Origin of the sequence: Rickettsia endosymbiont of Ceutorhynchus obstrictus, from assembly GCF_964026565.1 — a bacterium.
Lineage (GTDB): Bacteria > Pseudomonadota > Alphaproteobacteria > Rickettsiales > Rickettsiaceae > Rickettsia.
Genome location: NZ_OZ032162.1, coordinates 412,111 through 437,634, shown reverse-complemented (window position 1 = coordinate 437,634; position 25,524 = coordinate 412,111). Strand labels below are relative to the sequence as shown.

Sequence of the window (25,524 nt, the reverse complement as noted above, 5' to 3'; positions counted from 1 at the left end):
TTCTTTAAAAGTACCGCGATGTCATGCCGTGGCTTGACCACGGCATCCAGTCAGGCTTTTTAATTTTTTCTGGATACCGTGGTCAAGCCACGGTATGACAAGTTTTAAGCGATTTTAACCATCCATGCAACAACGCCCAAAAGATATCACCCAAGAGCAGTATACTTCAAGATTTGAATTTAGCTTTACGCAAATAATAAATCACGATTAAAGAAATAGCGAGTCCAAACCAGGTTAAAGCATATTCTAAATGATCGTTTCTAACATTTGCTAAATGATTCATCGATAAAGGAATAAGAATATCTAAATCACTAATATCTTTGCCGTCCAAAATTACATAAAAATTTTCTAACTTTAGCCCTAAAATGCTAGAAGCGCCTGCCAAATCCAAAGTAAACCAGACATTATTTTTTATGTCATTATCGGGGATAAAAGAGCGTGTTTTTTCGCTAGGCAACGTTACACCGATAATTTCGTGCATTTGCTCATTCGCGGCACTAGAAATAGCGTTTTTATGGCGATTACTAAACCAGCCGCGAGCTACTAAAATAATTTTACCGTTCATAGTCTTAAAAGGCGTCACTAAATAATAACCGTCTTTTTCCTTCGACATTGATCTACGCCCGTATAAATGCATATCTGCGTCGGCTAAAAAATGTCCGGTAATTTTTACTTTACGATAAATTAAATTATCCTCTAAAGCATTTAAATCTACGGCAGGGCTAGTCAGATTATAATCCATAGCCTCTAGAAATAGTTTTTTTTCTTTTAAACGACTAAGCTGCCAAAAGCCAAGCGTTATCAATATAATAACCGTACATAAAGTAAAGAAATCTATAAAATTAAATCTTGAATTGTTAAATTTTTTGTTCACTTTATGCTAAATTTTATAAGTAAAAATATATTGTCGGATAAGATTTTAGTGGCGTTGTTGCATGGCTCCTAATTTACCGCATTATAGTTATTACAAGTACGGTGTCATACCGTGGCATGACCCCGAACGCTTTGCAAAAATTCGAGCCATGCAACAAAGCTTATATATTAAACGAAATACTACTTGCTAAAAATATAAAATTTACATTTGTTTTTTGCCGCTTCTAAATATAAAAAGATTACCGGCGTAATATATAAAGTTAATAATTGCGAGGTTAGTAATCCGCCAACCACCGCAAGACCCAAAGATTGCCGCTCGCCGCCGGTGGCTCCTAGTCCTAAAGCGATCGGTAACGCCCCCATTAAAGCCGCAAGCGTCGTCATCATAATCGGTCTAAATCTAACTAAACACGCTTCATAAATAATTTCTTTAGAAGTTTTATTACTAGTCTTTTGAATTTCTAGGGCAAAATCAATAATGATGATAGCGTTTTTCTTGACGATACCGATTAACATAATCAAACCGACAAACCCGTAAATATCAAGTTCTTTACGGAATAATACTAATGTGAGAAGAGCGCCGAAACCTGCAGTCGGTAAGCCTGCAAGAATAGTGATCGGGTGCAAAAAATTCTCATATAACATGCCAAGAACTATATAAATTAATATAGCGGCAAGCAGCATCAATAGCCCCATATCAGACAGAGAGGACTGAAAAGCCTGAACCGTTCCTTGAAAGCCTCCCGTTATGCTGGCGGGCATTTGCAACTCCTTTATAACCGCCTCCACTTGCGGCACCGCATAACTTAAAGAAAAACCCGGCTTGAGGTTAAAAGAAACCGTAACGGAAGGTAACTGCCCGAAATGAGAAATACTAAGCGGTCCGACGGTATTAATTATTTTGGCAACAGAAGCTAAAGGCACTAGGACATCGTTAGATGATTTAACATAAAGTAAAGATAGCATGGATGGATCCGTCTGATATTCCGGCGCGAGTTCTATAATCACAAAATATTGAGCGGTCGGAGTATAGAGGGTAGAAATTTGTTGCGCGCCGTAAGCACTATATAAAGTTGTTTGTATCTGTTCCAACGATACTCCAAGCTGCGCCGCTTTATACCTGTCGACTTCTAGTTTAGTTTGCGGTTGCGCGATTTGTAAATCCGAGGTCACGTCAAGAAAACCCGTTATTTTGCTAAGTTTTGTTTGGAGCTTCGGCACAAAATTAAATAACTCATCTTGATCGATGCCTTGCATCGTATATTGATACTGACTTTTTGTTGACTGCCCACCAATACTTAGCGTCGGAACATTTTGTATATAAACTTTTATGCCCGTTAGATTATTGAGCTTTGCCCGAAGTTCATTAATTACCTTATTAGAGCCGGGTCTTTGATCTCTCGGCTTGAGGCTTATAAACACCGTTCCTTGATTCATCGAAGAATTTCTCCCCGATGCACCGACCGAAGAAGCAAGCGCCTCAATATAAGGATTTTGCAGCACTATATCCGCAACCTGTTTTTGTAGATTTACCATCGCGTCAAAAGAAATACTTTGCGCGGTTTCCGTGGAAATTAATACTTGTCCTGAATCTTCATCCGGTAAGAAGCCTTTAGAGACGATAGTAAAAAGATAAATAGTTGCTAAAATCATGATAATAAACGCCAGCATCGTAGCTCTGCCGTAATCTATAACCGTTACCAGACTTTTTTGATATTTCTCTTTGATATATTCAAAGGCTTTTTCACTTATTCTTTCAGTTTTCTCGGATGATTCGTTATTCCTACCTTCTTTTAAAAACATATTACATAATACGGGGGTAATTGTGATAGAAATAATTCCTGAAAATAATATAGCCGAGGTTATAGTTACCGCAAATTCATTTAATAACCTGCCTAAAATTCCCCCCATTAATAATAAAGGTATAAAAACTGCTATTAGCGATAAAGTCATGGATATTACGGTAAAAACAATTTCTTTGGTGCCGTCTATCGTCGCTTGTAATTTACTTTGCCCGTTTTCTATATGCCTTGTTATGTTTTCTAGCACTACTATAGCATCATCGACAACAAACCCGACTGCTAACGTCATAGCCATAAGAGATAGGGTATCTATACTAAAATTTAGAATATACATAACCGAAAAGCTGCCTATTATCGACAAAGGCAATGTCAGGGCCGGTATAATAGTCGAAGAAAAATTATGGAGGAAAATGAATATAACGATTATCACCAGCAAAAGAGCTAGGAGTAGCGTAAATTGTACATCATGTACCGATTCTTTAATAGAGTCTGATCGATCAAATAAAATATTTATATCAACTCCGGCAGGAATCTGCTGACGTAATGAAGGTAATATTTCTTTGATTGAATCGATAATCTCCAAAGTATTAGTGTTAGGCTGTTTCTGAATAGCCAAAATTATTCCGGGTTTATCATTATACCAAGCTGCTATTTTATTGTTAGCAACACTATCTATTGCCACGCCGATATTGTTAAGAAATAAAGGATTGCCATTACGATACATTAATATCAAATCATTATATTCTTGAGCATTTTGTAATTGCCCAGGGACTAAAATCGTCGAATAAATATCTTTCCCGTATAAAGCTCCGGTCGGCTGGTTAACATTACCTTGCATAATCGCATTCGCTACTTCCTCGATCCCTATCATATTAGCGGCTAGTTTACTCGGATCAAGCTGTACCCTTATTGCATATTGCTGCGAGCCGTATACTTGTACCTGCGCCACACCTGCCAACATTGAAAATCGTTGAGCAATGATTGTTTCCGCATAATAATCAACTTGGTATAACGGCATAGTATCGGAAGTTAAAGATAGGTAAAATATGGGAGCATCAGCCGGATTTACCTTGCGATAAGAAGGAGGGTTAGGCAAATCGGTAGGTAATTGCTTTGCTGCCGATGAAATAGCCGCCTGCACGTCCTGCGCGGCAGCATCTATATTTCTATCTAAGGAAAATTGTAAGGTGATTTGCGTATTGCCGGAGGTGTTAATTGAGTTCATTGACTCAATATTAGCAATATTGGAAAATTGTTTTTCCAAAGGCAACGCAACAGAAGAAGCCATAGTAGACGGATCGGCACCGGGCAAGCTTACCGAAACCTGAATCGTCGGAAAATCAATATCCGGTAGCACGCTAATAGGCAGCAGCCTATAACTAAACACGCCAAATAATAAAATTGTGAACATGAATAAAGTAGTAAATACCGGACGCTTGATAAAGAACTCGGATATGTTCACAGCAATAACCAAATAATTTTTTAAAAAACGATGTCGTTCTTAGTAACGGTGCATGGGTATCGTCATTGCGAGCAACTGCAGGCGTTGTTGCATGGCTCTAAAAAAGTGCCGTGTGTCATTCTAGCTAAAAGCGGGAATCTAGGCTTTTCTTTGTCATGCTGAACTTGTTTCAGCATCTTTAGTAGATCCTGAAATAAATTCAGGATGACTTAAAAGTATTTTTCTGGATTCCCGTTTTCACGGGAATGACATCGAAAATTTGACCCATGCAACAATGCCCAACATCTCGGAGAATGGCATCTTCAGGCATTACTCCTCTTCTTCCTGAATAACTTTAGCATTCACCTGCGTACCATCAAATAAACGTAACTGCCCATTGATAACTATCCGTTCCCCTTCTGCTAGTCCGGACGAAATAACCGTATAATTATCGTCGGCAAAATCTATTGTTACATCTCGGATATTAGCTTTATTATCCTCCCCGACAACAAACACATATGACCCTTGGTCGTTTATTTGCACGGCTTTATTCGGAACTATTAAAGCATCGGTTTTATTATTAATATTTAACAATATCCGCACAAACTGACCCGGCCATAGCAGCTCTTCACTATTGGGAAATAGGGCTTTTAGCTTGATAGTACCGCTCAAAATATCGATAGTATTGTCGATAAATACAATCTCGCCGTCGGTAATTTCTTCGCCTAGTGCGGTTTTAAGCGTAATAGGCACTTTGGATTTTTGCAGCAAGCTTAAATATTGTGCCGGTACTGAAAAACTTATATAGATCGGGGAAATTGTATTAATTACTACCAAATTTGTTATATTTGCTTGCACTAAATTGCCCTCATCAAGCAGAATTTCACCGAGTCGCCCGCTAATAGGGGCAGTTATTTTGCTATATTCAATTTGTAATTTAGCATCCTCAATTAAGGCTTCATCGGCATCGGTAGCAGCTTTAAAGACATTCATATTGGTTAGCATCTGCATATATTGCTCTTCAGATACGGCGTTTTCAGCAAATAAATTACGATAACGCAACTCTTCTTTTTGGGCATTTTCAAATTGAGCTTGATCTCGCAATAAATTTGCTTCCGCTTCCTCTAAATTATATTGAAAACTCCTCGGATCAATTTCAAATAAAATTTTTCCGGCTTGTGCTAATTCCCCGTCTTTAAAATTTACTTTGATTATTTGCCCCGTAACTAAAGGTTTTACTTCTACGCTTTTATAGCTTTCAGTAAGACCCGCTAGCTCTATCATATGTAACATATCTTTCTTTGTGACTAGCACAATATCAACCGGCGCCCCTGCCGAAATGATTTTTTTACCGGTGATATGATCACGAATAAACCAGATAATTACGGTCAGTATTAGCAAAGCTAATAAGATTAGCAATAAACTTTGTTTTATTAGTTTGATCATAATTATACCCTATAAAAATCGTCATTGCGAGCGACCAAAAGCCTTGTTGCACGGCTCTAAAAAAGTGCCGTATGTCATTCCCGCCTTCGGGCTTTGTTGCATGGCTCAATATTTTTGCAAAGCAACTAGATGACACCATACTTGTAATAACCATAATACAGTAAATTTTTGTACTAATTTTTTCCTGGATTGCCGCTCTAGACTACGCCCTCCTCGCAATGACGATCGACCTCTCACGGCTTTTCTCCATCACCACTCACCTCCTAACGCATGAAAAAGATTCACTGCCGCATTTAAGCGATTAAGCTTAATAGTTACCCCGCTAATTTGTGCTTGCAGCACGCTTTGCTCGGCATTTAATACATCTAAGTAATTGGCAATACCCCGGCGTTGACGTTGTTTTATCAGCCTTGCGGAAGTCTCTAAGGCTTTCTCGTTTCTTTGCCAAATATTAAAATTATCTTCCGAAGTTTTCTGCGCCGAAAGAGCGTCCATAACTTCCCGAAAAGCAACAGCGACAATATTCCGATATTGGATTACATATTGTTCTTGCGTTATCTTAGCAATTTGAACATTTGCTTTAGTTCGACCGAAATCAATTATCGGCATAGCGGAACTGCCCCCGATTTGCCAACTATGCGCCGAATCGTTAAAAAGTTTAGCAGCTTTATTACTCCCTAACCCCAATAATCCCGTTAATGATAAATTCGGAAAATAGGTCGCCCGCACTACACCGATATTGCTATTCGCCGCAATTAAATTCTGCTCAGCCGCTCGTATATCGGGACGCTGCTCTAACAGCTTTGACGGTAGTATTTCCGGAACCATCGGAGCAACTAATTTATCAATAGTTTGATTATGATTAAAGCTACCGTTAACTATATCTTTAGGAGTTCTCCCTAATAGAATTTCCAGAGCGTGTTTTTGCTCCTGTAATTGCTGCTGCAAAATCGGTAATTCAGATTCGGTAACCGTTAGTAACGATTGTGCCTGACTTAAATCTATTTCGTTGCTAGTTCCTGCTAAGAAAAGCTTGTTATTTAGTTCGTATATTTTCTTTTGTATAGTAATTAAGTGACTCGTTAGATATATTTGTTTATGCAAAGCAAGCAAATTAAAATAGGCTATCGCCGTGTTGGTAGCGACGCTTTGCCGTACTGCCTGCTTATTCTCTTCGGCTGAAACTAATAAAGCCTGCGCAGCTTTATCGGCATTTGCCGCTGCACCCCATAAATCAATTTCATAGTTTAATACACTAGCTAAGCTAAAATTATTAACTATATTGTGATTGATATTATTATTTTTAGAATTGACTTGCTTACTGTTTTTTGTCCTATTAGCCGAACCTTGCAAATTAATTTGCGGAAATCTTTGAGCATTATTAAGATTTAATTGTGCTTGAGCTTGCGCGACATTCGTCATGGCGATAAGTATATCGGAATTGGCGTTTAGCGATTCGGTAATTAAAGCCTCTAGATCAGGATCATTGAATTTAGCCCACCACTGACTTTGTTGGACTATAACTTCTTTCTTTTCAATATAAGATTTATCAAAGCTATCGGGTAATTCTATCGCCGGCTTTTTATAATTAGGTGCTAATTGACAACTAAATAATGATACCGATAGTAATATAAAGAGTAAGATAGAGACCTGATTCATAACCTTTATAATTCTATAAATTAATAAAAGATTAAGATAACATTATTTATTAAGCAAGTTTTTTACCTTTATCCTTAAATATTAGTTTAAAGATAGTGTTAATAATAAAACTTTTTTTTAAGGGAATTGTGAGATATAGCAAAGATTATTAAGTTAACCCCAACTATGTATAAGTTTTAGCTTAAAAACTTATACATAGTTGATAATAATTTTACCGTTAAAGAAATGATTTTTATTTACTACAGCTAAATTCAGAAAGGTCTAGACAAGATAAATTTAAAGACAAGCCTGCGCTAGCCGTTAATAATACGTGAGTACAGGCAAATTCAGAAAAATTCGCTTGTATCAAGCTTGGCGTTGTTGCATGGCTACCGGAATCGTCATTGCGAGGAGGCATTTATGCCGACGCGGTAATCCAGGAAAAAATAGCAAAAAATGCTATGAAACTTATTATTTTCTAGATTGCCGCACTCCTTCCAGTCGCAGCTTTGTTGCATGGCTCTAAAAAAGTGCCGTATGTCATTCTAGCTAAAGGCCATAACTGTCCGAAGTTGAAAAATAAATAGAGAAACTGTTTGAGTTTTTCACTCTATTATATATCAAAATAGTAGTATTTTTAGCATTAACGGCAAAAAAAGTACTATTTAATAATCTTAATTTTTTAACTTCGGACAGTTATGGTTAAAGGCGGGAATCCAGCTTTTTCTTTTGTCATGCTGAACTTGTTTCAGCATCTCTTTGTAGTGGATCCTGAAATAAATTCATGATGACAGAAAAGTGTTTTTTCCCGGATTGCCACGTTGGGACTACGTCCCTCCTCGCAATGACGGTGTTTTTTTATAAGGATTTCGAGCCATACAACAACGCCTATATCTTCAATCAGTAATCAGAACTATTATACAATCTGCTACCGGATACTTTTCTTTTTGAAGATGGATGTTTTGAGAAAAATATCTTAAAATATCATAGTAACATTCCATAATTATTTTTCCGTCAATAAAAAAAGCTATTAGATGGAAATTTACTAAAATATCTAACTTAAAATTATTATTATGCAATACACTTATATATTTATTTGTATAATCAACTAATTGGAAGTACTGAAGGCTTATACTGGCAGCTAATTCTATTAACTCATTGCCGGTTTTAGCCTCTTTTACTTTGTCAATAGCTTCTTCTATCTCTTGATATTTTCTACTACTAGACGTTTTATTGCTATACATTTGAAATTGAGTTTCTAAAAATTCTACAAAATTACCTTCTAGCATTTTAGGATCAATGTGCCAATAATAACCGTTTGAATCTTCACTATAGCTATAATAATCAATATTTACTTCTTCTCTTAATTTCGCAATAATTTTATCAATTGTTATGTCATAATTTACCAACTGCTTTTTATAAATAATAATATTTTGTACTACCCCGGTAGTTAAGTAAGCTCCCATAATATTCAACCTTTTATAATTTATGCGAACATACACTATAATTAATTCAATTACTAGTTAATTATTATATATTATATAAAAATAATTATACTACTCATATATCTTAATGAACGAAGCTATATAATAATTGCCGCAGGATAGGTAAAAAATATTAGATGAAACAAATTCAAACCGAAATGCACTATCATAGAGCATAATATTTTACCGGTTTTATAATAAGCATAGCCATAGAAGAAACCACAAATAGTAGCAAGACCTATATATATAATCCCACCCTGAAAATGAGCTACGCCGAATATTAAAGAAGCTATAATAATAGCTAATATTTGCTGTTTCTTTAGAAGATTCTGTAATGTTCTCTGTAGAAAACCACGAAAAAATACTTCTTCGCTCATACAAACAAAAAAGAAATTGTTAATTGCCCAAATCGGTAATATAGCGGGTAATTTAGGATCAAATAATACATAACCGCTTATAAAAGCCGGAGTTAGGATTACTATAATACATAATAATAAAGAAGTAATTGTATATTTTATATGTGTTGATTTGCTATTTTTTTCTAAAATATATAAATCACTAAGGCAGAAAACTATTAAAGCCGGCATAACTTTATCAAAATTCAAATACATTGAAAACGTGGTTGATAATTCTGATAATTTCATCGATTTAATAGCCAATATATTAAAAAATCCCGGCACTTTATGAAAAGCAAAGGCTGCTATACAAATGGAAATTGCTAAAAATAATAAAAACTTTACGGTTTTATGAAGGTTTTGAAAATTAAAATAGGAATAAGTTAGAGCGGCAAATATACTTAAGGAAAAGAAACCGACAATATTTATTACACCTTGATATAAAGCTAATAGATTTGTAAGAATGAGTAATATATAAATCGGTTTTTTGTTTTTAACAAATAAAGATGTTATTATTGTGATAACAAGAAGGGGGTAAGTGATATTTATATTTTGCATAAAATAATAAATGTTTTTTTTAGTTTTTAAGGTATAATATATTATTTAGCATAAAGAAATAGTAAAAAAGCAAACATGTCAAAATTTTCTACTCAAAACTCTGATATATATTTTGGTGATTGCCTTGATATTCTTAAACAAATTCCAGATGACTCTGTTAATCTAATTATAACATCTCCTCCATATGCAGATCAGAGAAAAAACACTTATGGTGGAATACATCCTAATAAATATGTTGAATGGTTTTTGTTGCGATCAAAGGAATTCAAAAGAGTTTTGAATCCAACAGGTTCATTCATTCTAAATATAAAAGAACGCGTATTAGAGGGAGAAAGACATGTATATGTATTAGAATTAATACTAGAAATGCGTAAACAAGGTTGGTTATGGACAGAAGAATATATATGGCATAAAAAAAATTGTTACCCTGGAAAATGGCCTAACAGATTTAGAGATTCTTGGGAGCGATTACTTCATTTTAATAAACAAAAAAAATTTAAAATGTTTCAAGATAATGTTAAAATTCCTATGGGTAACTGGGCTAAACAAAGACTTAAAAATTTAAGCGAAAAAGATATGATTAGAGACGAATCAAAAGTCGGAAGTGGATTTGGAAAAAATATATCTAATTGGCTTGAAAAAGATACAGTTTACCCGGCAAATGTATTGCACTTAGCAACCGAATGTAATAATAAGAACCATAGTGCAACTTTTCCTGAAACACTGCCTATTTGGTTTATAGAATTATTTACTGAAAAAAATGATTTAGTTCTTGATCCTTTTGCAGGAAGCGGGACAACTTTAATCGCTGCAAATAAACTTGGAAGAAAGGCAATCGGAATTGATACTAATGAAGACTATATTGATCTAATATTTAACAGTTTGAAAGCTCATGATAACAAACAATGAAATTATAAAATTCATAGAAGAAAATATTAACTTTTTTCATAATGCAAGATTAAAAAGTTTACAATTATTAAAAATAGAAAAACTTCTAAAAAGAAAAAATCCATACCTGTTTAGATGTAAAGATATACTACTTGCTGATGAATTGGTTAAATTCATTCTAGACGCTCATTTATCTTCTCAAGAGGAAACTATCTTTGGTAACTTTCTTGGAAACTTAGCAATTTTTATCAACACTAAAATTTATAATGGCTTTAAATCAAGTGCTGAAGGTATTGATCTTGAATTTATAAAAGATAATGTAAAATATATTGTTTCAATTAAATCTGGTCCAAATTGGGGTAATAGTAGTCAGATTAAAAAAATGAAAGATAACTTTCAAAAAGCACAACGTATTTTGAGAACAAACGGAAGTAGAACAGAAAATATAATAGCAATAAATGGTTGTTGTTATGGTATTGATAATCAACCTGACAAAGGTTATTATTTTAAATATTGTGGTCAAGCATTTTGGGAATTAATTTCCGGTGACCTTGAGTTATATACAAAAATTATAGAGCCGTTGGGTCATAAAGCAAAAGAAAGAAATGAAGAATTTAATATTGAGTATGCAAGAATTATAAATAATTTGGTGAAAGGATTTATTTCAAAATTTTGCAATAATGGAAAAATAAATTGGGAATTACTAGTTGAATACAACTCAAAAAAATAAAGTTTTAAGTTTAGCGTTTTAAATAATCAAAAAAAATTTGTATTGCAAGCTTGGCAGCGACTTACTCTCCCATGCCTCAGGGCATAGTACCATTAGCGCTATGAGGTTTCACGTTCGAGTTCGGGATGGGATCGTGTGTTTCACTCATGCTATAACCACCAAGCCAGCAATACAAACTTTTTTAAAGTATCAGAATCGTCATTGCCGACTACAAGAAGTGCAACAATGACAATTTTTTTGCTGGGTTGTTTGTCGATAAAGCTGAAAAATTGCCTCTGGCACTGTTAACAAAGTTGATTTTAAAGCTAATTAAAGCCTTTTTTGCTGCAAATTATAAGATTTTTTTGAAATATGAATAACTATTCCATCAAAAATCTTATTAATTTTCGCTAAAAAATCCATTTAATTATCAATTAAAAAATTTTGTTAACAGTACCATAAAAGAACTACTTAAAATTAGTTTTTAGTAATTTCATCATTATTGCTTTGCTTCTTAATTTACCCATTATAGATAGATTAAAAAGTTTAGCAATAACTTACTAAAAATAATAATTTTGAGCAATATCTTAAAAAATTTATTTGTGAGATCCTTACCGTATCTACAGAATTAACACTGTATACATGTGTAATCTCAGCAAAGTAAATCAATCGAGCTATTAGTATCAGTTAGCTACATGCGTTACCGCACTTCCACACCTGACCTATCAACGTGGTGGTCTTCCACGGCTCTAATAGGGAAGTCTAGTTTTGAGGTGGGTTTCCTGCTTAGATGCATTCAGCGGTTATCCCTTCCGTACTTAGCTACCCAGCTATGCCATTGGCATGACAACTGGTCCACCAGGGGTACGTCCACCTCGGTCCTCTCGTACTAAAGGCAGATCCTCTCAAACTTCCTACACCCACGGCAGATAGGGACCGAACTGTCTCACGACGTTCTAAACCCAGCTCACGTACCACTTTAATCGGCGAACAGCCGAACCCTTGGGACCTTCTCCAGCCCCAGGATGTGATGAGCCGACATCGAGGTGCCAAACGATTTCGTCGCTATGGACGCTTGGAAATCATCAGCCTGTTATCCCCGGAGTACCTTTTATTCGTTGAGCGATGGCCCTTCCACGCGGGACCACCGGATCACTATGACCGACTTTCGTCTCTGCTCGTCTTGTCAGACTCGCAGTCAGGCTAGCTTATGCCATTGCACTCTAAAAGTTGATTTCCGACCAACCTGAGCTAACCATCGCGCGCCTCCGTTACTCTTTGGGAGGCGACCGCCCCAGTCAAACTACCCACCATGCATTGTCTCGGATCCTGATTCAAGGATCGCGGTTAGATGTCAAGAACCAGAAGGGTGGTATCTCAAGGATGACTCCATAATGACTAGCGTCACTATTTCATAGTCTCCCACCTATCCTGCACATCTGATTCCTAACACCAGTGCAAAGCTATAGTAAAGGTTCACGGGGTCTTTCCGTCTGACCGCGGGAACTCCGCATCTTCACGGAGAATTCAATTTCGCTGAGTCGATACTGGAGACAGTGGGGAAATCGTTACGCCATTCGTGCGGGTCGGAACTTACCCGACAAGGAATTTCGCTACCTTAGGACCGTCATAGTTACGGCCGCCGTTCACTGGGACTTCAATTCAGAGCTTGCACCCCTCCTCTTAATCTTCCAGCACTGGGCAGGCGTCAGGCCCTATACGTCGTCTATTGACTTTGCAGAGCCCTGTGTTTTTAATAAACAGTCGCTACCCCCTAGTTTGTGTCACCTACAAATGGTTGCCCATCTATAGGTCATCTTTCTCCCGAAGTTACAGATGCAATTTGCCTAGTTCCTTCAGCATCGTTCTCTCAAGCGCCTTGGTATACTCTACCTGTCCACCTGTGTCGGTTTGGGGTACGGTCTTTATAGGTCTCTTACATAACTTACTTCTAAAGGTAATTTGTACGTCGATCCGGTACTCAAATCCTCACGTACGTTTAAGTACGCTGCGGTTTTGCGCTCCGTGTCTCCTTCAAATTCCTCTTTAATAAGCCAAGCTATGTAAGAGACCTATGCGAGGGTGTTATTTCCTGGAAAATATTCGCTGCACAAACAATCCAATAAGTCTGCACAACTTTCTATTTTCGTCACATCCCTCAGGTTCAGGAATATTAACCTGATTCCCATCGATTACGCCTTTCAGCCTCACCTTAGGGGCCGACTAAACCTGCGCAGATTAACTTTACGCAGGAACCCTTGGACTTTCGGCGAGAATGTTTCTCACATTCTTTATCGCTACTTATGTCAGCATTCTCACTTCCGATACCTCCAGCAAACCTTACGGTTCACCTTCACAGGCTTACGGAACGCTCCGCTACCACTCACGCTTAGCGTGAATCCGCATCTTCGGTACATGACTTGAGCCCCGTTACATTGTTGGCGCAAGAAAACTTATTTAGACTAGTGAGCTGTTACGCTTTCTTTAAATGATGGCTGCTTCTAAGCCAACATCCTAGTTGTTTTGGTCTTCTCACATCCTTTCACACTTAGTCATGATTTAGGGACCTTAGATGGCGGTCTGGGCTTTTTCCCTCTCGACTATGGACCTTAGCACCCATAGTCTGTCTGCCACGCTGTACTCATCGACATTCGGAGTTTGATTGAGTTTGGTAAGTCTGTAGGACCCCCTAGCTCATTCAGTGCTCTACCTTCGATGGTAATGCTATGACGCTCTACCTAAATAGATTTCGCGGAGAACCAGCTATATCCGAGTTTGATTGGCCTTTCACCCCTAACCACAGCTCATCCCCTACTTTTTCAACAGTAGTGGGTTCGGCCCTTCAGCGGATTTTACTCCACCTTCAGCCTGGCCATGGCTAGATCACCCGGTTTCGGGTCTAATTCATCTAACTAAAAACGCCCTATTCAGACTCGCTTTCGCTACGCCTACACCTAACGGCTTAAGCTTGCTAGATAAACTAAGTCGCTGACCCATTATACAAAAGGTACGCCGTCACAAGACATATAAATACGCTTGCTCCGACTGCTTGTAAGCATTTGGTTTCAGATACTATTTCACTCCCCTGTTAGGGGTACTTTTCACCTTTCCCTCACGGTACTTGTTCACTATCGGTCACTAGAGAGTACTTAGGCTTAGAGGGTGGTCCCCCTATTTTCAAACAGGATTTCACGTGTCCCGCCTTACTCAAGGACTTCAAACTTTTTACCTATACGGGACTATCACCCTCTATGGTCAACCTTTCCATGTTGTTTTAGTTATTTTTTTGAAGCCACTGGCCTGGTCCGCGTTCGCTCGTCACTACTAACGGAGTCTCGGTTGATGTCCTTTCCTCCGGCTACTTAGATATTTCAGTTCACCGGGTTTGCTTCACATAGCTATGTATTCACTATATGATACCTACAAAGTAGGTGGGTTGCCCCATTCGGAAATCTTCGGATCGAAGCTTATTCGCAGCTCCCCGAAGCTTATCGCAGCGTATTACGTCCTTCATCGCCTTCTAGTGCCAAGGCATTCACCAAATGCTCTTATTTTATTTACTTTTATAGCTTCCCTTTATTCGATATATACATCAAATTTTAGACTTCGCTTGTGCTCACGTACTAAGTGTACGCTGCGCAAGCTAGTTCTAAAATTTAACGCCTATATCAAATAAAGCTTTGCTATATAACTTGAGATTACACGATGTATACAGAACTAATTCTATATTCAGTATCTACTCACGATATAAATTTTTATTTATTCGCGGTGTGTATTTAGTTTTTTTCAGCTTTATCAACTTTTTAAACAGCTAGCAAAGTTTTTGCAAACCTTGTGTGAGGATTTTTATATCTATTATTCTCTACCATGTCAAACACTATTTTAAAAATAATCTATAAAAATAAGAATTTATATTGATCAAGATAGTCAAAACGTCATTGCGAGCCGCGTAAGGCGTTGTTGCATGGCTCGAGCTTACCCCGTCATTGCGAGGAGGGACGTAGTCCCGACGTGGCAATCCAGGAAAAAATAGCAAAAAATGCTATGAAAATTATTATTTTCTAGATTGCCGCGCTCCCTTTGGTCGCTCGCAATGACGATTCCGGTAGCCACACAACAACGCCTACGCCTCCTCGCAATAACGATTCCGGATATTATTCCACACAACAATGCCGCGCGGGAATGACATAAGAGAACGCTTTTATTTATCGACCCAGCCGGACAATGCCCGCTAGCACTATATTATTACTATTTCAGGACGCAGCTTTGTTGTTGATAGGATAGCTTTTTACAAATCGCTTTAGCTTGAGCAAGACTTTTATAGTCACCCGCTAACACTAAATAGAAAAATTTACCGTCATCATATTTAACTTTTTTAGTGGTAATATCGGCATTTTTAAGAATTTTTATAAACTTCTTTTTAATGCGTTCCCCTTCTGCAATTGCCTCGGCTTCTGATTTTACTGAAGCAAGTTGTACTTTGTAACCTCCTACCTCATCATAATTTTGTGCCTTCTTGACTTTTTCGTCGTCTCGGCTAACTTTTATTATATTTAAGCCGGTTTTATTTTCTTCTATTTTAGGAGAATCGGAAATATCACTAGACATATCATTTAACGATATCAAATCAGAAATTTTATCAAGCCGAGCCATTTTCTGATCTAGACTAGAAAAATCGATTATTAAATCTTCTATTTTTTCCTTAATTTGCTTGCGAGATTCTATATTGATAGGTTTTTCCGGTTCCGGAAGAAACGTGGCATCTTTGATTAAAGTTTTTTTCGAGGTAAGATTTTCATATATTGTGCTGCCGATACCGAAAGATTTTATAGTTTCTATTTGTTGAGGTTTAATTTTCGCAGGCGAGTCATCCGGATAAATAGTAATTACCGGTTTGTTGTTATAATAGTAATGATATGTGAAATAGCCGGTAGTTAACAATATTATAACTATAATAAAAATTTTAAATAAAATATTGTTAGTCATGAGTTGAAGGGTTTTTATTTAGGTATTGCTTGCAAAATTTTGATGTTATTCCCGCTGCCCCTTATGTCATTCCTGCGAAGGCAGGAATCCAGATTTTTTTACCTTGTCATGCTGAACTTGTTCCAGCATCTATAAAGAAATATCCTGAAATAAATTCAGGATGACTTTAAAAGTATTTTTCCGGATTCCCGCTTTTAGCTAGAATGACATCAAAAATTTGAGCCACGCAACAACGCCCCGCCTACGCGGGAATGACATCGAAGAAGCCTTAAAAAAAGTATACGTGAAGTATGTTTTTCTGCTTTGAAGTATTGGTATACGAAGATCAACTTCAAAAAGAGCAAGGAGTCTACAAAGCGAGGATCGGAGCGTATACTTAATACGTGAGAACCGGAGCTTTTGTAAGACGACGTAGCCAATTTTTGAAGTTCATCGAGTATACCTACATCCTATCCATAGGCTCTACCCCTATAACTTCTAAACCGCTAGCTATAATTTTTTGAATAGATTTAGCCAGTGCCAGCCGAGCGCTAGTTAGTTCTTTATTACTTTCAATTACAAATCTATAATCATTATTTTCTTTACCGAAATTCCATAAAGTATGAAATCTAGAAGCCAAATTTATTAAATAAAACGCTATACGATGCGGTTCAAAATATTTTGCGGCACTTTCGAGCGTCTTCGGCCAGGATGCAAGAAGCTTAATTATTTCTATTTCCTCTTCCGAAGAAAGCAACGATAAATCATATTCATTAGCTTTAAAATTATCATAAGCTTCGGGCATCATCTCTTTAGCTTTCGATAATATCGAAATCGTTCGTACATAAGCATATTGTACGTAAAATATAGGATTCTCTTTTGACTGCTCCTTTACTTTTATCAGATCAAAATCAATGGTAGCGTCATTCCTACGTGTTAGCATCATGAATCTTATTATATCTTTTCCTACTGCCCTATTCACGTCTCTAACACTGGTAAAATTACCTAAACGTTTCGACATTTTTATCGGCACGTTATTTTCGACGAAATTTACTAGCTGACAGATTTTTACGTCAACTTTAACTTTATCGCATCCTAAAGCTTTTACCACGGCTTCAATTCTTTTGACGTAACCGCTATGATCAGCGCCGAGTACGTAAATCAAGTGATTAGCTCCTCGGTCTATTTTATCCTTAGCATAAGCAAGATCGGCAGCAAAATATGACCAAGTACCGTCAGCTTTTTCTATAGGTCGATCCTGATTATCGCCGAACTCAGTAGATTTAAATAATTTTTGCGTTCTATTTTCCCATTCTTCATGAATTTTGCCCTTAGGAGCCGGCAATTCTCCTTCATAAATTAACCCCATATCGGTTAATAACTTAACGATCTCGTCTATTTTACCGTTATCATGCAATAATTGTTCCGAAAAAAACACGTCATGTTTAATGCCGAGTTCTTTTAAATCTTCCTTATTTAACAGCAACATTTCCTGCACGGCAAAATTTTTAACTAGCTTAAATTTTTGCGCCTCATCCATGGTAAGTAATTTATCGCCATATTCTTTTGCCAGCTTTTGACCGAGGGGAATTAAATACTCTCCCGGATATATCCCTTCAGCTATTTGAATTTCTTCGCCCAAAGCTTCTTTGTAACGCAATATCACGGTACTAACCAAGTCATCTATTTGCGAGCCGGCATCATTAACGTAATATTCTTTTGTAACGTTATATCCGACTTTTTGTAAAATCCCGGCAAGCGCATCACCGTATACCGCACCCCTTGCATGACCTATATGCATAGGACCGGTAGGATTTGCCGAAACATATTCGATATTAATATTTTTGTTATCGGCAATATCAATTGCAAAAAACTTTTCTTCATTTTGCAAGATGTCTTTAATAGCACTATGCCAATTTTCGGCTTTAATAGTAAAATTAATAAAGCCCGGACCGGCTATTTCTATACTAGCAATATAAGGCAGCGATATAAGGATTTCTTTAAATTTTATTGCTACTTCGCGAGGGGAAATATTTTCGTTAGCGGCAATAATCATTGCTATATTACTTGATAAATCACCGTTAAAATTATCCTTAGGAATCTCAATATTAGCAATTTTCGATATATCGTGATTGCTATATATCCGCTCACCTGCAGTAATTATGTCGCGTTTTAATTGGTTAAATATATTCATAAGTCAAAATTGGCATAAATCAAATATTGTTAAAATTTACCGAGCAAAGCTCGTTATACTCTTGGATCGCAAAGCGATCAGTCATACCGGCGATATAATCGGCAACTATTCTGGCTTTAGATTTAGTATCTTCCGATTTTATCAATTCTTTCCAACTAAAAGGTAATAAATTGATATCATCCATATACACCTTAAACAAGCCTTCCACGATTTTATGACATTTACGGCTAATCGCCGTAATCCTATTATTTCTATAAACTTTCTGAAATAAAAATTGTTTGATTTCACTAATACGCTCCTTGGCATTATCGGTAAAATCAACTATTTGATAATTTAAGTTACGTATTTCGTCAACGCTTTTGATTTGCTCTTTATTTAAATTATCTTTTGTTTGCCCTAATAAATCGGTAATTAATTCATTCATCAGTCTGCGGACTATTTCATATATTAAACACGAAGAATTTATATCTTTAAATTTAGCCTTGAGTTCAAAAATATGTTGATCAAGATATTTAAGTTCCGCTAAATGGTTAAAATCAATAATTTTCGCTCCGATACTATCTTCTAAATCATGAGAAATATAACTAATATCATCGGCAAGGGAAGCTACTTGCGCTTCTGCGGTTGCATAAGTTCCAAGACGTAAGTCATTTTCTTTATTATATTCTGCTATATATTCATTTATATTATTTATTAATGGCCCGTTATGCTTAACAATTCCTTCTAAAACTTCCCAAGTTAGATTTACTCCTTTATAAGTAGCATATCTTTTTTCTAGCATTGTTAAAATTTTTAGAGATTGCGCATTATGGGAAAAACCGCCATATTCCTTCATACATTCGTTCAAAGCAATCTCTCCTGCATGACCGAAAGGCGTATGCCCAAGATCGTGAGCAAGTGCGATCGCTTCCGCCAAATCACTTGACAAATTCAAAGTATTCGCTATTGATCTTGCAACCGTTGCAACTTCTAAAGAATGGGTTAACCTATTTCTATAGTGATCCCCTTCATGATTTATAAAAACTTGAGTTTTATATTGTAAACGCCTGAAAGCATTGGTATGAATGATGCGATCACGATCACGTTCAAACTCATTCCTATAAGACGTCGGAGATTCAGGGTATAACCTACCCTTACTTTTCAACGGATCACAAGCGTATGAAGCAAGCATTTTGCCCTCCATCTTGAAAGAACTGTTAAATTAGTGTATATATACTCATAAATGAAAGATTGAAGTGTCACCCCGTGGTCAAGTCGGCGTTGTTGCATGGATGGTTAAGCCACGGTATGACAGTTTTTCAAGTTAACCGAGTATAACATGCATACACTATATAATCTAAATAGATTTTTACAAGAGTATTTTAGTGACCATAACAATAACCGATAACGCTTTTAATCGAGTTCACGAATTAATTAAGCTAGAGCAAAATGAAAATTTAGCTCTCCGAGTTTCTGTTGATAGCGGCGGCTGTTCCGGACTTATGTATAATTATGAACTTGTGGAAAAGGCAACTATTGAGGAAGATGATTATATTGCTACCAAAAACGGTGCTATGATCGTTATTGATCCGATATCTAAAAAAATTATAGCCGAGTGTATTTTAGATTTTATAGAGGAACTCGGCAGTTCATATTTTAACGTTAGCAACCCAAACGCTAAAGCAAAATGCGGATGCGGTAATTCATTCGCGGTATAAGTTATATTCAAAATACTCAATGTCATTCTAGCTAAAGGCGGGGCATGTTGCATGGCTCGAAAGTAGGAATACTCTACTGTTCAAAATAACCAAACAGGAAATTTTTTGGATAATTCAATAAAAATATTAGGCATTGAATCAAGTTGCGATGATACGGCAGTAGCAATAGTTACCTCGGATCATAAAATTCTTGCTAATATAGTTATCTCGCAGAATAAAGAACATGAAGCTTTTCAAGGAGTAGTGCCGGAGATTGCCGCAAGATCGCATTTAGCTAATTTGGAAAAAGCAACGAGGCAGGTATTAGATGAGAGCAAACTTACATTAGCAGAACTTAACGCCATTGCCGCAACTTCCGGTCCCGGATTAATAGGCGGCGTTATAGTGGGGTCAATGTTCGGCAAAGCTCTTGCAACCGTTTTAAAAAAACCTTTTATTGCAATTAATCATTTAGAAGGTCACGCTCTGACCGCTCGGCTAACCCACCGCGTAAAATATCCTTATTTGCTCTTGTTAGTTTCAGGAGGACATTGTCAATTTGTGGCAGTTAGGGCTTTAGGTAAATATAAAATTCTAGGGCAAACTATCGACGACGCGGTCGGTGAAGCATTTGACAAGGTCGCTAAGATGCTAGGGCTTCCCTTTCCCGGAGGAGCGGAAATTGAAAAAAGGGCAAAATCCGGCGATCCGTATAAATATGTTTTACCGAAGCCGATTATTAATAGCGGTGATTGTAATATGTCTTTTTCCGGTCTTAAAACCGCTGTGCGTTCATTAATAATAAAGCTTAAAAAGATAGGGGAAACGGAAATTAACGACATAGCCGCCAGCTTTCAATATACGATCGGAGAAATCCTTACTATAAAAACCTTAGAAGCTATCAAAGTATATGAGAAAATTATTGCCGAGTACTCATTATACTCAAATGATCTTTCAAATTGGAACGTAAAACAAGGGGTGAGCGAGCGCAGCCTAGATAAACTAGGTGAGTACGTGAATTCCCCGAAGTTTTGCGGAGCCGATTTGGAAGAGCAGAAGAGTATAGTAATTGCCGGCGGAGTTGCCGCTAACGGGTATTTACGCACACTACTTACAAAGCAGCTAGCAGAGTACGGTTACCAGCTTATAGCCCCCCCTACTCAGCTATGTACCGATAATGCGGCAATGATTGCTTACGCCGGCCTTGAGCGTTTTAATAATAACTTATTCAGTCCTTTAAATTTCTGTCCAAGAGCAAGATGGAGTTTGGAGGATTTGTAGTGCTAATATACTTTTCTTAGCTTAGTTAATTGCTTCTATTCTTTTCTATTATTTATTATTTATTTTTTACCTTATTACACTTAATTATGAAAATGGTTAATAAAGATTTCAGGATGTTTAGATGCTATTTTTAATAAGGATATAGCAGGACCTCTAGGTTTACGCCTTCCTTGTTCCCATTCCTGTAACGTTCGGACACTAATTCCCATAAGAACAGCAAAATCTGTTTGAGAAAGGTGCAAATGTTTTCTAATATCTATTATATCATCTCTTGTTTCTATTTTTTTTACATTTCCCTTTCCTATTTTTATATCTTGAATAGATTGTAAAATTTCTGCTCCAATATTTCTCTTTGCTTTCATAAATCTAATTCCTCTTTAATTTTCTTTAAAACAGAAGCCGGTATGTTGTCAGCTTCATTTTTTGCATAAATAGTTAACAACCAAATTTGTTCTTCTTTATTTTTATAGTAATAAATAATACGAACGCCGCTACGCTTACCTTGTCCTTTAGCTGTCCATCTTATTTTTCTAAGGCCATCGCTACCTGGTATAATATCGCCTGATTTAGGATACAGTGCTAAATGCCATTGAAAACTTGCATACTCGTCATCTGTAAAATACGAATTTAATAATTTATTAAATAAAGGCGATTCTATATATTCCATGAGTATATTATTACGTCACTGACGTATAAAGTCAAATATTATTTTTAATTACTTCTATTTTCTATTTTTTGAAATACTTTAATCGTTTTGTTTATTTTTTTCAGGGATTCTTTAGCTAGGTTCTGTGAACAAAATTTAAATTAATCTATTTTATTTTTAACTACAAATTATAAGATTTTTTTGAAATAGGAGTAGCTCTTCCGGCAAAAATCTTATTAATTTTCGTATAAAAATACCTTAAAATATAAATAATTTAAATTTTGTTCACAGAACCTAGCTTTTAAGTAATTCTATTAATTTTTCTTCCTAGGAAAACAAAAAGCTCTGGTACTATCTTGATTAATAAACTCAATAATTTGCTGCACGATGGAGTTGTTTTTATATTTCTCCGAGACTTTTTTAACTCTATCGGTAAATATTCCTTCACCGGAAAAAATTTCTTCAAGTGCTTTTATTGCTCTTAAAGTTTCTTCTTTTTCAAAACCCCGTCTTTTCATTCCAACTAAATTCATGCCTTCAAGCGTTGCTCTTTCACTGCTAGCAAGCCCGAAAGGTATTAAATCCTCAACTACCGCCGATATGCCCCCTATCATCGAATGCGCACCGATTCGCACATGCTGAAGAACTGCAGAAAGCCCGCCGATTATTGCATAATCACCGACCTTAACATGCCCGGCTAAACTTACGTAATTCGCAAATACCACATTATTACCGACTCGGCAATCATGACCGATATGAACACCTACCATAAACAAACAATTATCGCCTACCGATGTGACCATTCCCCCGTCTTTACTACCCGCCTGGATAGTGACATACTCACGAATAACATTATTAACGCCTATAATTGTTTCTGATTTTTCTTGGGCATATTTTAAAATTTGAGGAGGTTGACCGAGAGATGCAAAAGGGTAAATAACCGTATTTGCACCGATTTTAGTTATCCCTTCAATCACTATATGAGATTTTAATTCTACATTATCGGCAAGCATTACTTCCGGTCCGACAATACAGTAAGGACCGATTTTTACATTCTTACCAAGAGATGCTGTTTTAGCGACTATTGCGGTAGGATGTATATTAGATATTACCACTACTAACCTATTTTAAGAGTTATAACGCCCCAAAATGTCATTCCCGCCTTCGCTCATGAGTGTCAATTTAAGGAGCAAAAACGTAAGCCGTCATTGCGAGAAGGCATTGTTGCATGGCTCGAAAACTCTACGTCATTGCGAGCCGCTGCAAGCAGCGTGGCAATCCAGGCTATCCCGAATGTAATGAGGGATTTAATTAGAATGCTAAACTAGTTTAGCATAAAAATATGTTTATACTTGATTGCCGCGTCGGCACGATGTGCCTCCTCGCAATGACGGTGTTTTTTGCAACGCTTTTGATCCACGCGGGCAATTGGCCACAGGCGTTATTGCATGGCTCTAAAAAAGTGCCGTATGTCATTCCCGCGAAAGCGGGAATCTAGAAAAAATACTAAAAATAAACAAACTTATATAAAAATTTACTATATAATTCGCTTAAATACTTTTCTGGATTCCCGCCTTTAGCTAAAAGGACATCGAAAATTCGAGCCATGCAACAACGCCAATGCCACACAGGAATAACATCGGTGAGCCTTTAGTTATCATTTTTTCTTACTTCATTTTTAGCTAACTTAACTGGTTTGATCTAACCATTGCGGTAAATTTGCTTTCGGCGACTAGCTCCCCGTCAACCGTGACTTTACTATAGAACTTCCACACCGTTCCCCGTTGTTGGTCAATCTGCGCATAAATATGCATGGTATCGCCGGGCTGAACAATTTTCCGGAATTTAGAATCTTCAATAGCCATTAAAAAAACTTCTTTATCTTTAGTTGAATCTAAAGATTTTGCTACTAAAATAGCTGCTAGCTGCGCCATAGCTTCAATTATTAGAACACCCGGCATAACCGGTTTTGTCGGAAAATGTCCCATAAATTGCGGTTCGTTAAACGTAATATTTTTAATACCGGTAATTGACTTACCAAGCTCAAATCCCTTTACTCTATCTATCAACAAAAAAGGATAACGATGCGGTAGCATCGACATAATTTCGACAATCTCAATAGTCATTATTTAACTCTCTCTTTTTTAGGCTCTGTTAATTGTTTCATAATTATCGCTTGTTTATGCCAATCTCTCATTGATACCGTCGGAGATCCGGCGACAATGCGACCGGATTCTATATTTTGAATTACGCCGCTCTGCCCCGCTATCTGCACCTTATCGCCTATCGTTAAGTGACCGGCGACACCGACTTGTCCGCCAAGGGCGCAATATTGACCGATTACGCTACTGCCGGCTATTCCTACCTGCGCCACAATAATCGATCCTTTGCCTATTTTTACGCAATGCCCAATCTGTACTAAATTATCTATACGGCATAAATCTTCTATTATCGTATCAATTATCGAACCTCTATCGATAGTAGTATTAGCGCCTATTTCAACATTATTACCGATTCTAACTATTCCGGTATGAAATATTTTATAATGTACTCCCTTCTCGGTAGCAAAGCCAAAGCCGTCTTGACCGATTCGCGCCCCCGATAAGATTACCGCATCATCGCCGATAATGCTATAAGTTATCGAAACATTTGAATATATTAAAGCGTTTTTACCGATTATTACACCGCCCCCTATAAAAGTCCCGGCTTCTATTACGCTATTATCGCCTATAACAACATTATCTTCAATAATAACATTATGACCTATATAACAATTCTTGCCGATAATTGCTGAATCTGCAACATATGCCGATTTCATTATTTTCGGCGAGCGAGATTTTACCGGGCTATAAAAAAAATCAATTAACTTGCCGTAAGCAAAATATGAATTTTGAGCTTTTAATAAAATGGTTTGATCATTGACTTCTTCAGCAAAATCTTTGGGAATTATTGCAACCGCAGCCTTAGTATTTTTTAGCAAACTTGCATATTTAGGGTTACTTAAAAAAGTAATATCACAGGGGGAAGCTTCTTCAAGGATTTTTATATCATGAATAATTATATCGTCATAATTGACTTCAGGCGCTTCTATACTATCTTGCAAAAATTCAATAATTGCCGATAATTTATGGGGACCTAGGTTTTTATAAAAACGATTATACTGTTCATCTTTCAAAAATTGTTTTTTCATTTTATCGGGGACTTGCGTACTCACTTATTAAGTATAAGCTTCGTGTACTCGCCCCTCAAAATAAAATCCAATTTCCGAAATACAAACAGTATACCTACCATAAAACCTAAAGGAAATTTAATATAGAAGTGGTGGCCGAAGCTGGAATTGAACCAGCGACACAAGGATTTTCAGTCCTTTGCTCTACCAACTGAGCTATTCGGCCATTTGTTTGAATGAATTGTTAGCATATAGAACATGGTTTAAATTCTTATAATTGATTAATCTATATTTGTCTAGATGATTTATATGATTCGATAACTTTTATTGCTTACAAAGAGGAATTTGAAGGAAACCTG

At 36.7% G+C, this 25,524-nt stretch carries 25 protein-coding genes, 1 tRNA gene and 2 rRNA genes; 8 read left to right on the top strand and 20 right to left on the bottom strand.

Going from position 1 to position 25,524, the window contains the following annotated elements:
* Positions 1 to 166: 166 nt before the first annotated feature.
* Positions 167 to 838 (bottom strand): SURF1 family protein, encoded by a 672-nt coding sequence (locus AAGD64_RS02600; RefSeq protein WP_253310059.1) that lies wholly within the window; start codon positions 836 to 838, stop codon positions 167 to 169.
* Between the two features lie 97 nt (positions 839 to 935).
* On the opposite strand from AAGD64_RS02600, the gene AAGD64_RS02595 reads away from it, so the two are divergent.
* Entirely contained in the window at positions 936 to 1,064 is a 129-nt protein-coding gene (locus tag AAGD64_RS02595; protein ID WP_341793748.1) for a hypothetical protein, read from the top strand.
* On the opposite strand, the gene AAGD64_RS02590 is transcribed toward AAGD64_RS02595, so the two are convergent.
* The 5 genes from AAGD64_RS02590 to AAGD64_RS02570 all read right to left on the bottom strand — a co-directional run bounded on the left by AAGD64_RS02590 (position 1,054) and on the right by AAGD64_RS02570 (position 7,221).
* Positions 1,054 to 4,086 carry an efflux RND transporter permease subunit gene (locus tag AAGD64_RS02590; RefSeq protein WP_341793747.1) on the bottom strand — a complete coding sequence of 1,011 codons (3,033 nt, stop codon included), beginning with the start codon at positions 4,084 to 4,086 and terminating at the stop codon, positions 1,054 to 1,056. The two genes, AAGD64_RS02595 and AAGD64_RS02590, sit on opposite strands and share 11 nt — an antisense overlap.
* Before the next feature lie 360 nt (positions 4,087 to 4,446).
* A complete protein-coding gene (locus AAGD64_RS02585; RefSeq protein WP_341793746.1) occupies positions 4,447 to 5,562 on the bottom strand; it encodes an efflux RND transporter periplasmic adaptor subunit in 1,116 nt (371 codons plus the stop codon).
* Positions 5,480 to 5,716 carry a hypothetical protein gene (locus tag AAGD64_RS02580; protein ID WP_341793745.1) on the bottom strand — a complete coding sequence of 79 codons (237 nt, stop codon included), beginning with the start codon at positions 5,714 to 5,716 and terminating at the stop codon, positions 5,480 to 5,482. Before AAGD64_RS02580 ends, AAGD64_RS02585 begins: the two co-directional genes overlap by 83 nt.
* Complete coding sequence (locus AAGD64_RS02575) at positions 5,668 to 5,799, bottom strand: hypothetical protein (RefSeq protein WP_341793744.1); 132 nt, start codon at positions 5,797 to 5,799, stop codon at positions 5,668 to 5,670. Before AAGD64_RS02575 ends, AAGD64_RS02580 begins: the two co-directional genes overlap by 49 nt.
* 12 nt (positions 5,800 to 5,811) lie before the next feature.
* Complete coding sequence (locus AAGD64_RS02570) at positions 5,812 to 7,221, bottom strand: efflux transporter outer membrane subunit (RefSeq protein WP_341793743.1); 1,410 nt, start codon at positions 7,219 to 7,221, stop codon at positions 5,812 to 5,814.
* Positions 7,222 to 7,531: 310 nt separating this feature from the next.
* Here AAGD64_RS02570 and AAGD64_RS02565 point away from each other — a divergent pair, with 310 nt between their 5' ends.
* Entirely contained in the window at positions 7,532 to 7,726 is a 195-nt protein-coding gene (locus AAGD64_RS02565) for a hypothetical protein (protein WP_341793742.1), read from the top strand.
* Positions 7,727 to 8,096: 370 nt separating this feature from the next.
* On the opposite strand, the gene AAGD64_RS02560 is transcribed toward AAGD64_RS02565, so the two are convergent.
* Both AAGD64_RS02560 and AAGD64_RS02555 read right to left on the bottom strand, forming a co-directional pair.
* Positions 8,097 to 8,666 (bottom strand): hypothetical protein, encoded by a 570-nt coding sequence (locus AAGD64_RS02560; protein ID WP_341793741.1) that lies wholly within the window; start codon positions 8,664 to 8,666, stop codon positions 8,097 to 8,099.
* Positions 8,667 to 8,782: 116 nt separating this feature from the next.
* Entirely contained in the window at positions 8,783 to 9,637 is an 855-nt protein-coding gene (locus AAGD64_RS02555; RefSeq protein WP_341793740.1) for a CPBP family intramembrane glutamic endopeptidase, read from the bottom strand.
* A 75-nt stretch (positions 9,638 to 9,712) separates the two neighbouring features.
* On the opposite strand from AAGD64_RS02555, the gene AAGD64_RS02550 reads away from it, so the two are divergent.
* Together AAGD64_RS02550 and AAGD64_RS02545 are read left to right on the top strand one after the other, a co-directional pair.
* The gene (locus tag AAGD64_RS02550) at positions 9,713 to 10,546 is read left to right on the top strand and encodes a site-specific DNA-methyltransferase (protein ID WP_341793739.1); all 834 of its coding nucleotides are present in this window, start codon (positions 9,713 to 9,715) and stop codon (positions 10,544 to 10,546) included.
* Positions 10,530 to 11,255: a PmeII family type II restriction endonuclease gene (locus AAGD64_RS02545; protein WP_341793738.1), complete on the top strand. Its 726-nt coding sequence runs from the start codon at positions 10,530 to 10,532 to the stop codon at positions 11,253 to 11,255. The genes AAGD64_RS02550 and AAGD64_RS02545 overlap by 17 nt, the downstream gene beginning before the upstream one ends.
* A gap of 48 nt (positions 11,256 to 11,303) precedes the next feature.
* Here AAGD64_RS02545 and rrf read toward each other — a convergent pair.
* From rrf to AAGD64_RS02525, 4 genes are all read right to left on the bottom strand, one after another.
* Positions 11,304 to 11,418 (bottom strand): 5S ribosomal RNA (rrf, locus tag AAGD64_RS02540).
* Between the two features lie 472 nt (positions 11,419 to 11,890).
* Positions 11,891 to 14,797 (bottom strand): 23S ribosomal RNA (locus tag AAGD64_RS02535).
* Positions 14,798 to 15,111: 314 nt separating this feature from the next.
* Positions 15,112 to 15,270 carry a hypothetical protein gene (locus tag AAGD64_RS02530; protein ID WP_341793737.1) on the bottom strand — a complete coding sequence of 53 codons (159 nt, stop codon included), beginning with the start codon at positions 15,268 to 15,270 and terminating at the stop codon, positions 15,112 to 15,114.
* Between the two features lie 212 nt (positions 15,271 to 15,482).
* The gene (locus tag AAGD64_RS02525) at positions 15,483 to 16,220 is read right to left on the bottom strand and encodes an SPOR domain-containing protein (protein WP_253307973.1); all 738 of its coding nucleotides are present in this window, start codon (positions 16,218 to 16,220) and stop codon (positions 15,483 to 15,485) included.
* A gap of 29 nt (positions 16,221 to 16,249) precedes the next feature.
* On the opposite strand from AAGD64_RS02525, the gene AAGD64_RS02520 reads away from it, so the two are divergent.
* Complete coding sequence (locus AAGD64_RS02520) at positions 16,250 to 16,384, top strand: hypothetical protein (RefSeq protein WP_341793736.1); 135 nt, start codon at positions 16,250 to 16,252, stop codon at positions 16,382 to 16,384.
* A 278-nt stretch (positions 16,385 to 16,662) separates the two neighbouring features.
* On the opposite strand, the gene argS is transcribed toward AAGD64_RS02520, so the two are convergent.
* Both argS and AAGD64_RS02510 read right to left on the bottom strand, forming a co-directional pair.
* Complete coding sequence (argS, locus tag AAGD64_RS02515) at positions 16,663 to 18,393, bottom strand: arginine--tRNA ligase (RefSeq protein ID WP_341793735.1); 1,731 nt, start codon at positions 18,391 to 18,393, stop codon at positions 16,663 to 16,665.
* 19 nt (positions 18,394 to 18,412) lie between these two features.
* Positions 18,413 to 19,564, bottom strand: a complete 1,152-nt coding sequence (locus AAGD64_RS02510; RefSeq protein ID WP_341793734.1) for a deoxyguanosinetriphosphate triphosphohydrolase — start codon at positions 19,562 to 19,564, stop codon at positions 18,413 to 18,415.
* Positions 19,565 to 19,757: 193 nt separating this feature from the next.
* Here AAGD64_RS02510 and AAGD64_RS02505 point away from each other — a divergent pair, with 193 nt between their 5' ends.
* Together AAGD64_RS02505 and tsaD are read left to right on the top strand one after the other, a co-directional pair.
* Complete coding sequence (locus AAGD64_RS02505; RefSeq protein ID WP_253307976.1) at positions 19,758 to 20,090, top strand: iron-sulfur cluster assembly accessory protein; 333 nt, start codon at positions 19,758 to 19,760, stop codon at positions 20,088 to 20,090.
* Between the two features lie 117 nt (positions 20,091 to 20,207).
* A complete protein-coding gene (gene tsaD, locus AAGD64_RS02500; protein ID WP_253310060.1) occupies positions 20,208 to 21,350 on the top strand; it encodes a tRNA (adenosine(37)-N6)-threonylcarbamoyltransferase complex transferase subunit TsaD in 1,143 nt (380 codons plus the stop codon).
* Between the two features lie 80 nt (positions 21,351 to 21,430).
* Here the strand turns inward: tsaD and AAGD64_RS02495 are convergent, their stop codons facing one another.
* The 3 genes from AAGD64_RS02495 to lpxA all read right to left on the bottom strand — a co-directional run bounded on the left by AAGD64_RS02495 (position 21,431) and on the right by lpxA (position 23,111).
* Positions 21,431 to 21,712, bottom strand: coding sequence for a helix-turn-helix domain-containing protein (locus AAGD64_RS02495; protein WP_341793733.1), 282 nt, complete (start codon positions 21,710 to 21,712; stop codon positions 21,431 to 21,433).
* Complete coding sequence (locus AAGD64_RS02490) at positions 21,709 to 22,017, bottom strand: transcriptional regulator (protein WP_341793732.1); 309 nt, start codon at positions 22,015 to 22,017, stop codon at positions 21,709 to 21,711. The genes AAGD64_RS02495 and AAGD64_RS02490 overlap by 4 nt, the downstream gene beginning before the upstream one ends.
* A 293-nt stretch (positions 22,018 to 22,310) precedes the next feature.
* On the bottom strand, positions 22,311 to 23,111 hold the full coding sequence (gene lpxA / locus AAGD64_RS02485; RefSeq protein ID WP_253307979.1) for an acyl-ACP--UDP-N-acetylglucosamine O-acyltransferase: 801 nt from the start codon (positions 23,109 to 23,111) through the stop codon (positions 22,311 to 22,313).
* 227 nt (positions 23,112 to 23,338) lie between these two features.
* Here lpxA and AAGD64_RS02480 point away from each other — a divergent pair, with 227 nt between their 5' ends.
* Positions 23,339 to 23,494: a hypothetical protein gene (locus AAGD64_RS02480; protein ID WP_341793731.1), complete on the top strand. Its 156-nt coding sequence runs from the start codon at positions 23,339 to 23,341 to the stop codon at positions 23,492 to 23,494.
* A gap of 184 nt (positions 23,495 to 23,678) precedes the next feature.
* Here the strand turns inward: AAGD64_RS02480 and fabZ are convergent, their stop codons facing one another.
* The 3 genes from fabZ to AAGD64_RS02465 form a co-directional block, all read right to left on the bottom strand.
* Entirely contained in the window at positions 23,679 to 24,122 is a 444-nt protein-coding gene (gene fabZ / locus AAGD64_RS02475; protein WP_253307980.1) for a 3-hydroxyacyl-ACP dehydratase FabZ, read from the bottom strand.
* Positions 24,122 to 25,186, bottom strand: a complete 1,065-nt coding sequence (gene lpxD, locus AAGD64_RS02470; protein WP_341793730.1) for a UDP-3-O-(3-hydroxymyristoyl)glucosamine N-acyltransferase — start codon at positions 25,184 to 25,186, stop codon at positions 24,122 to 24,124. Before lpxD ends, fabZ begins: the two co-directional genes overlap by 1 nt.
* A 129-nt stretch (positions 25,187 to 25,315) precedes the next feature.
* A tRNA-Phe gene (locus AAGD64_RS02465) sits at positions 25,316 to 25,391 on the bottom strand.
* Positions 25,392 to 25,524: the final 133 nt, after the last annotated feature.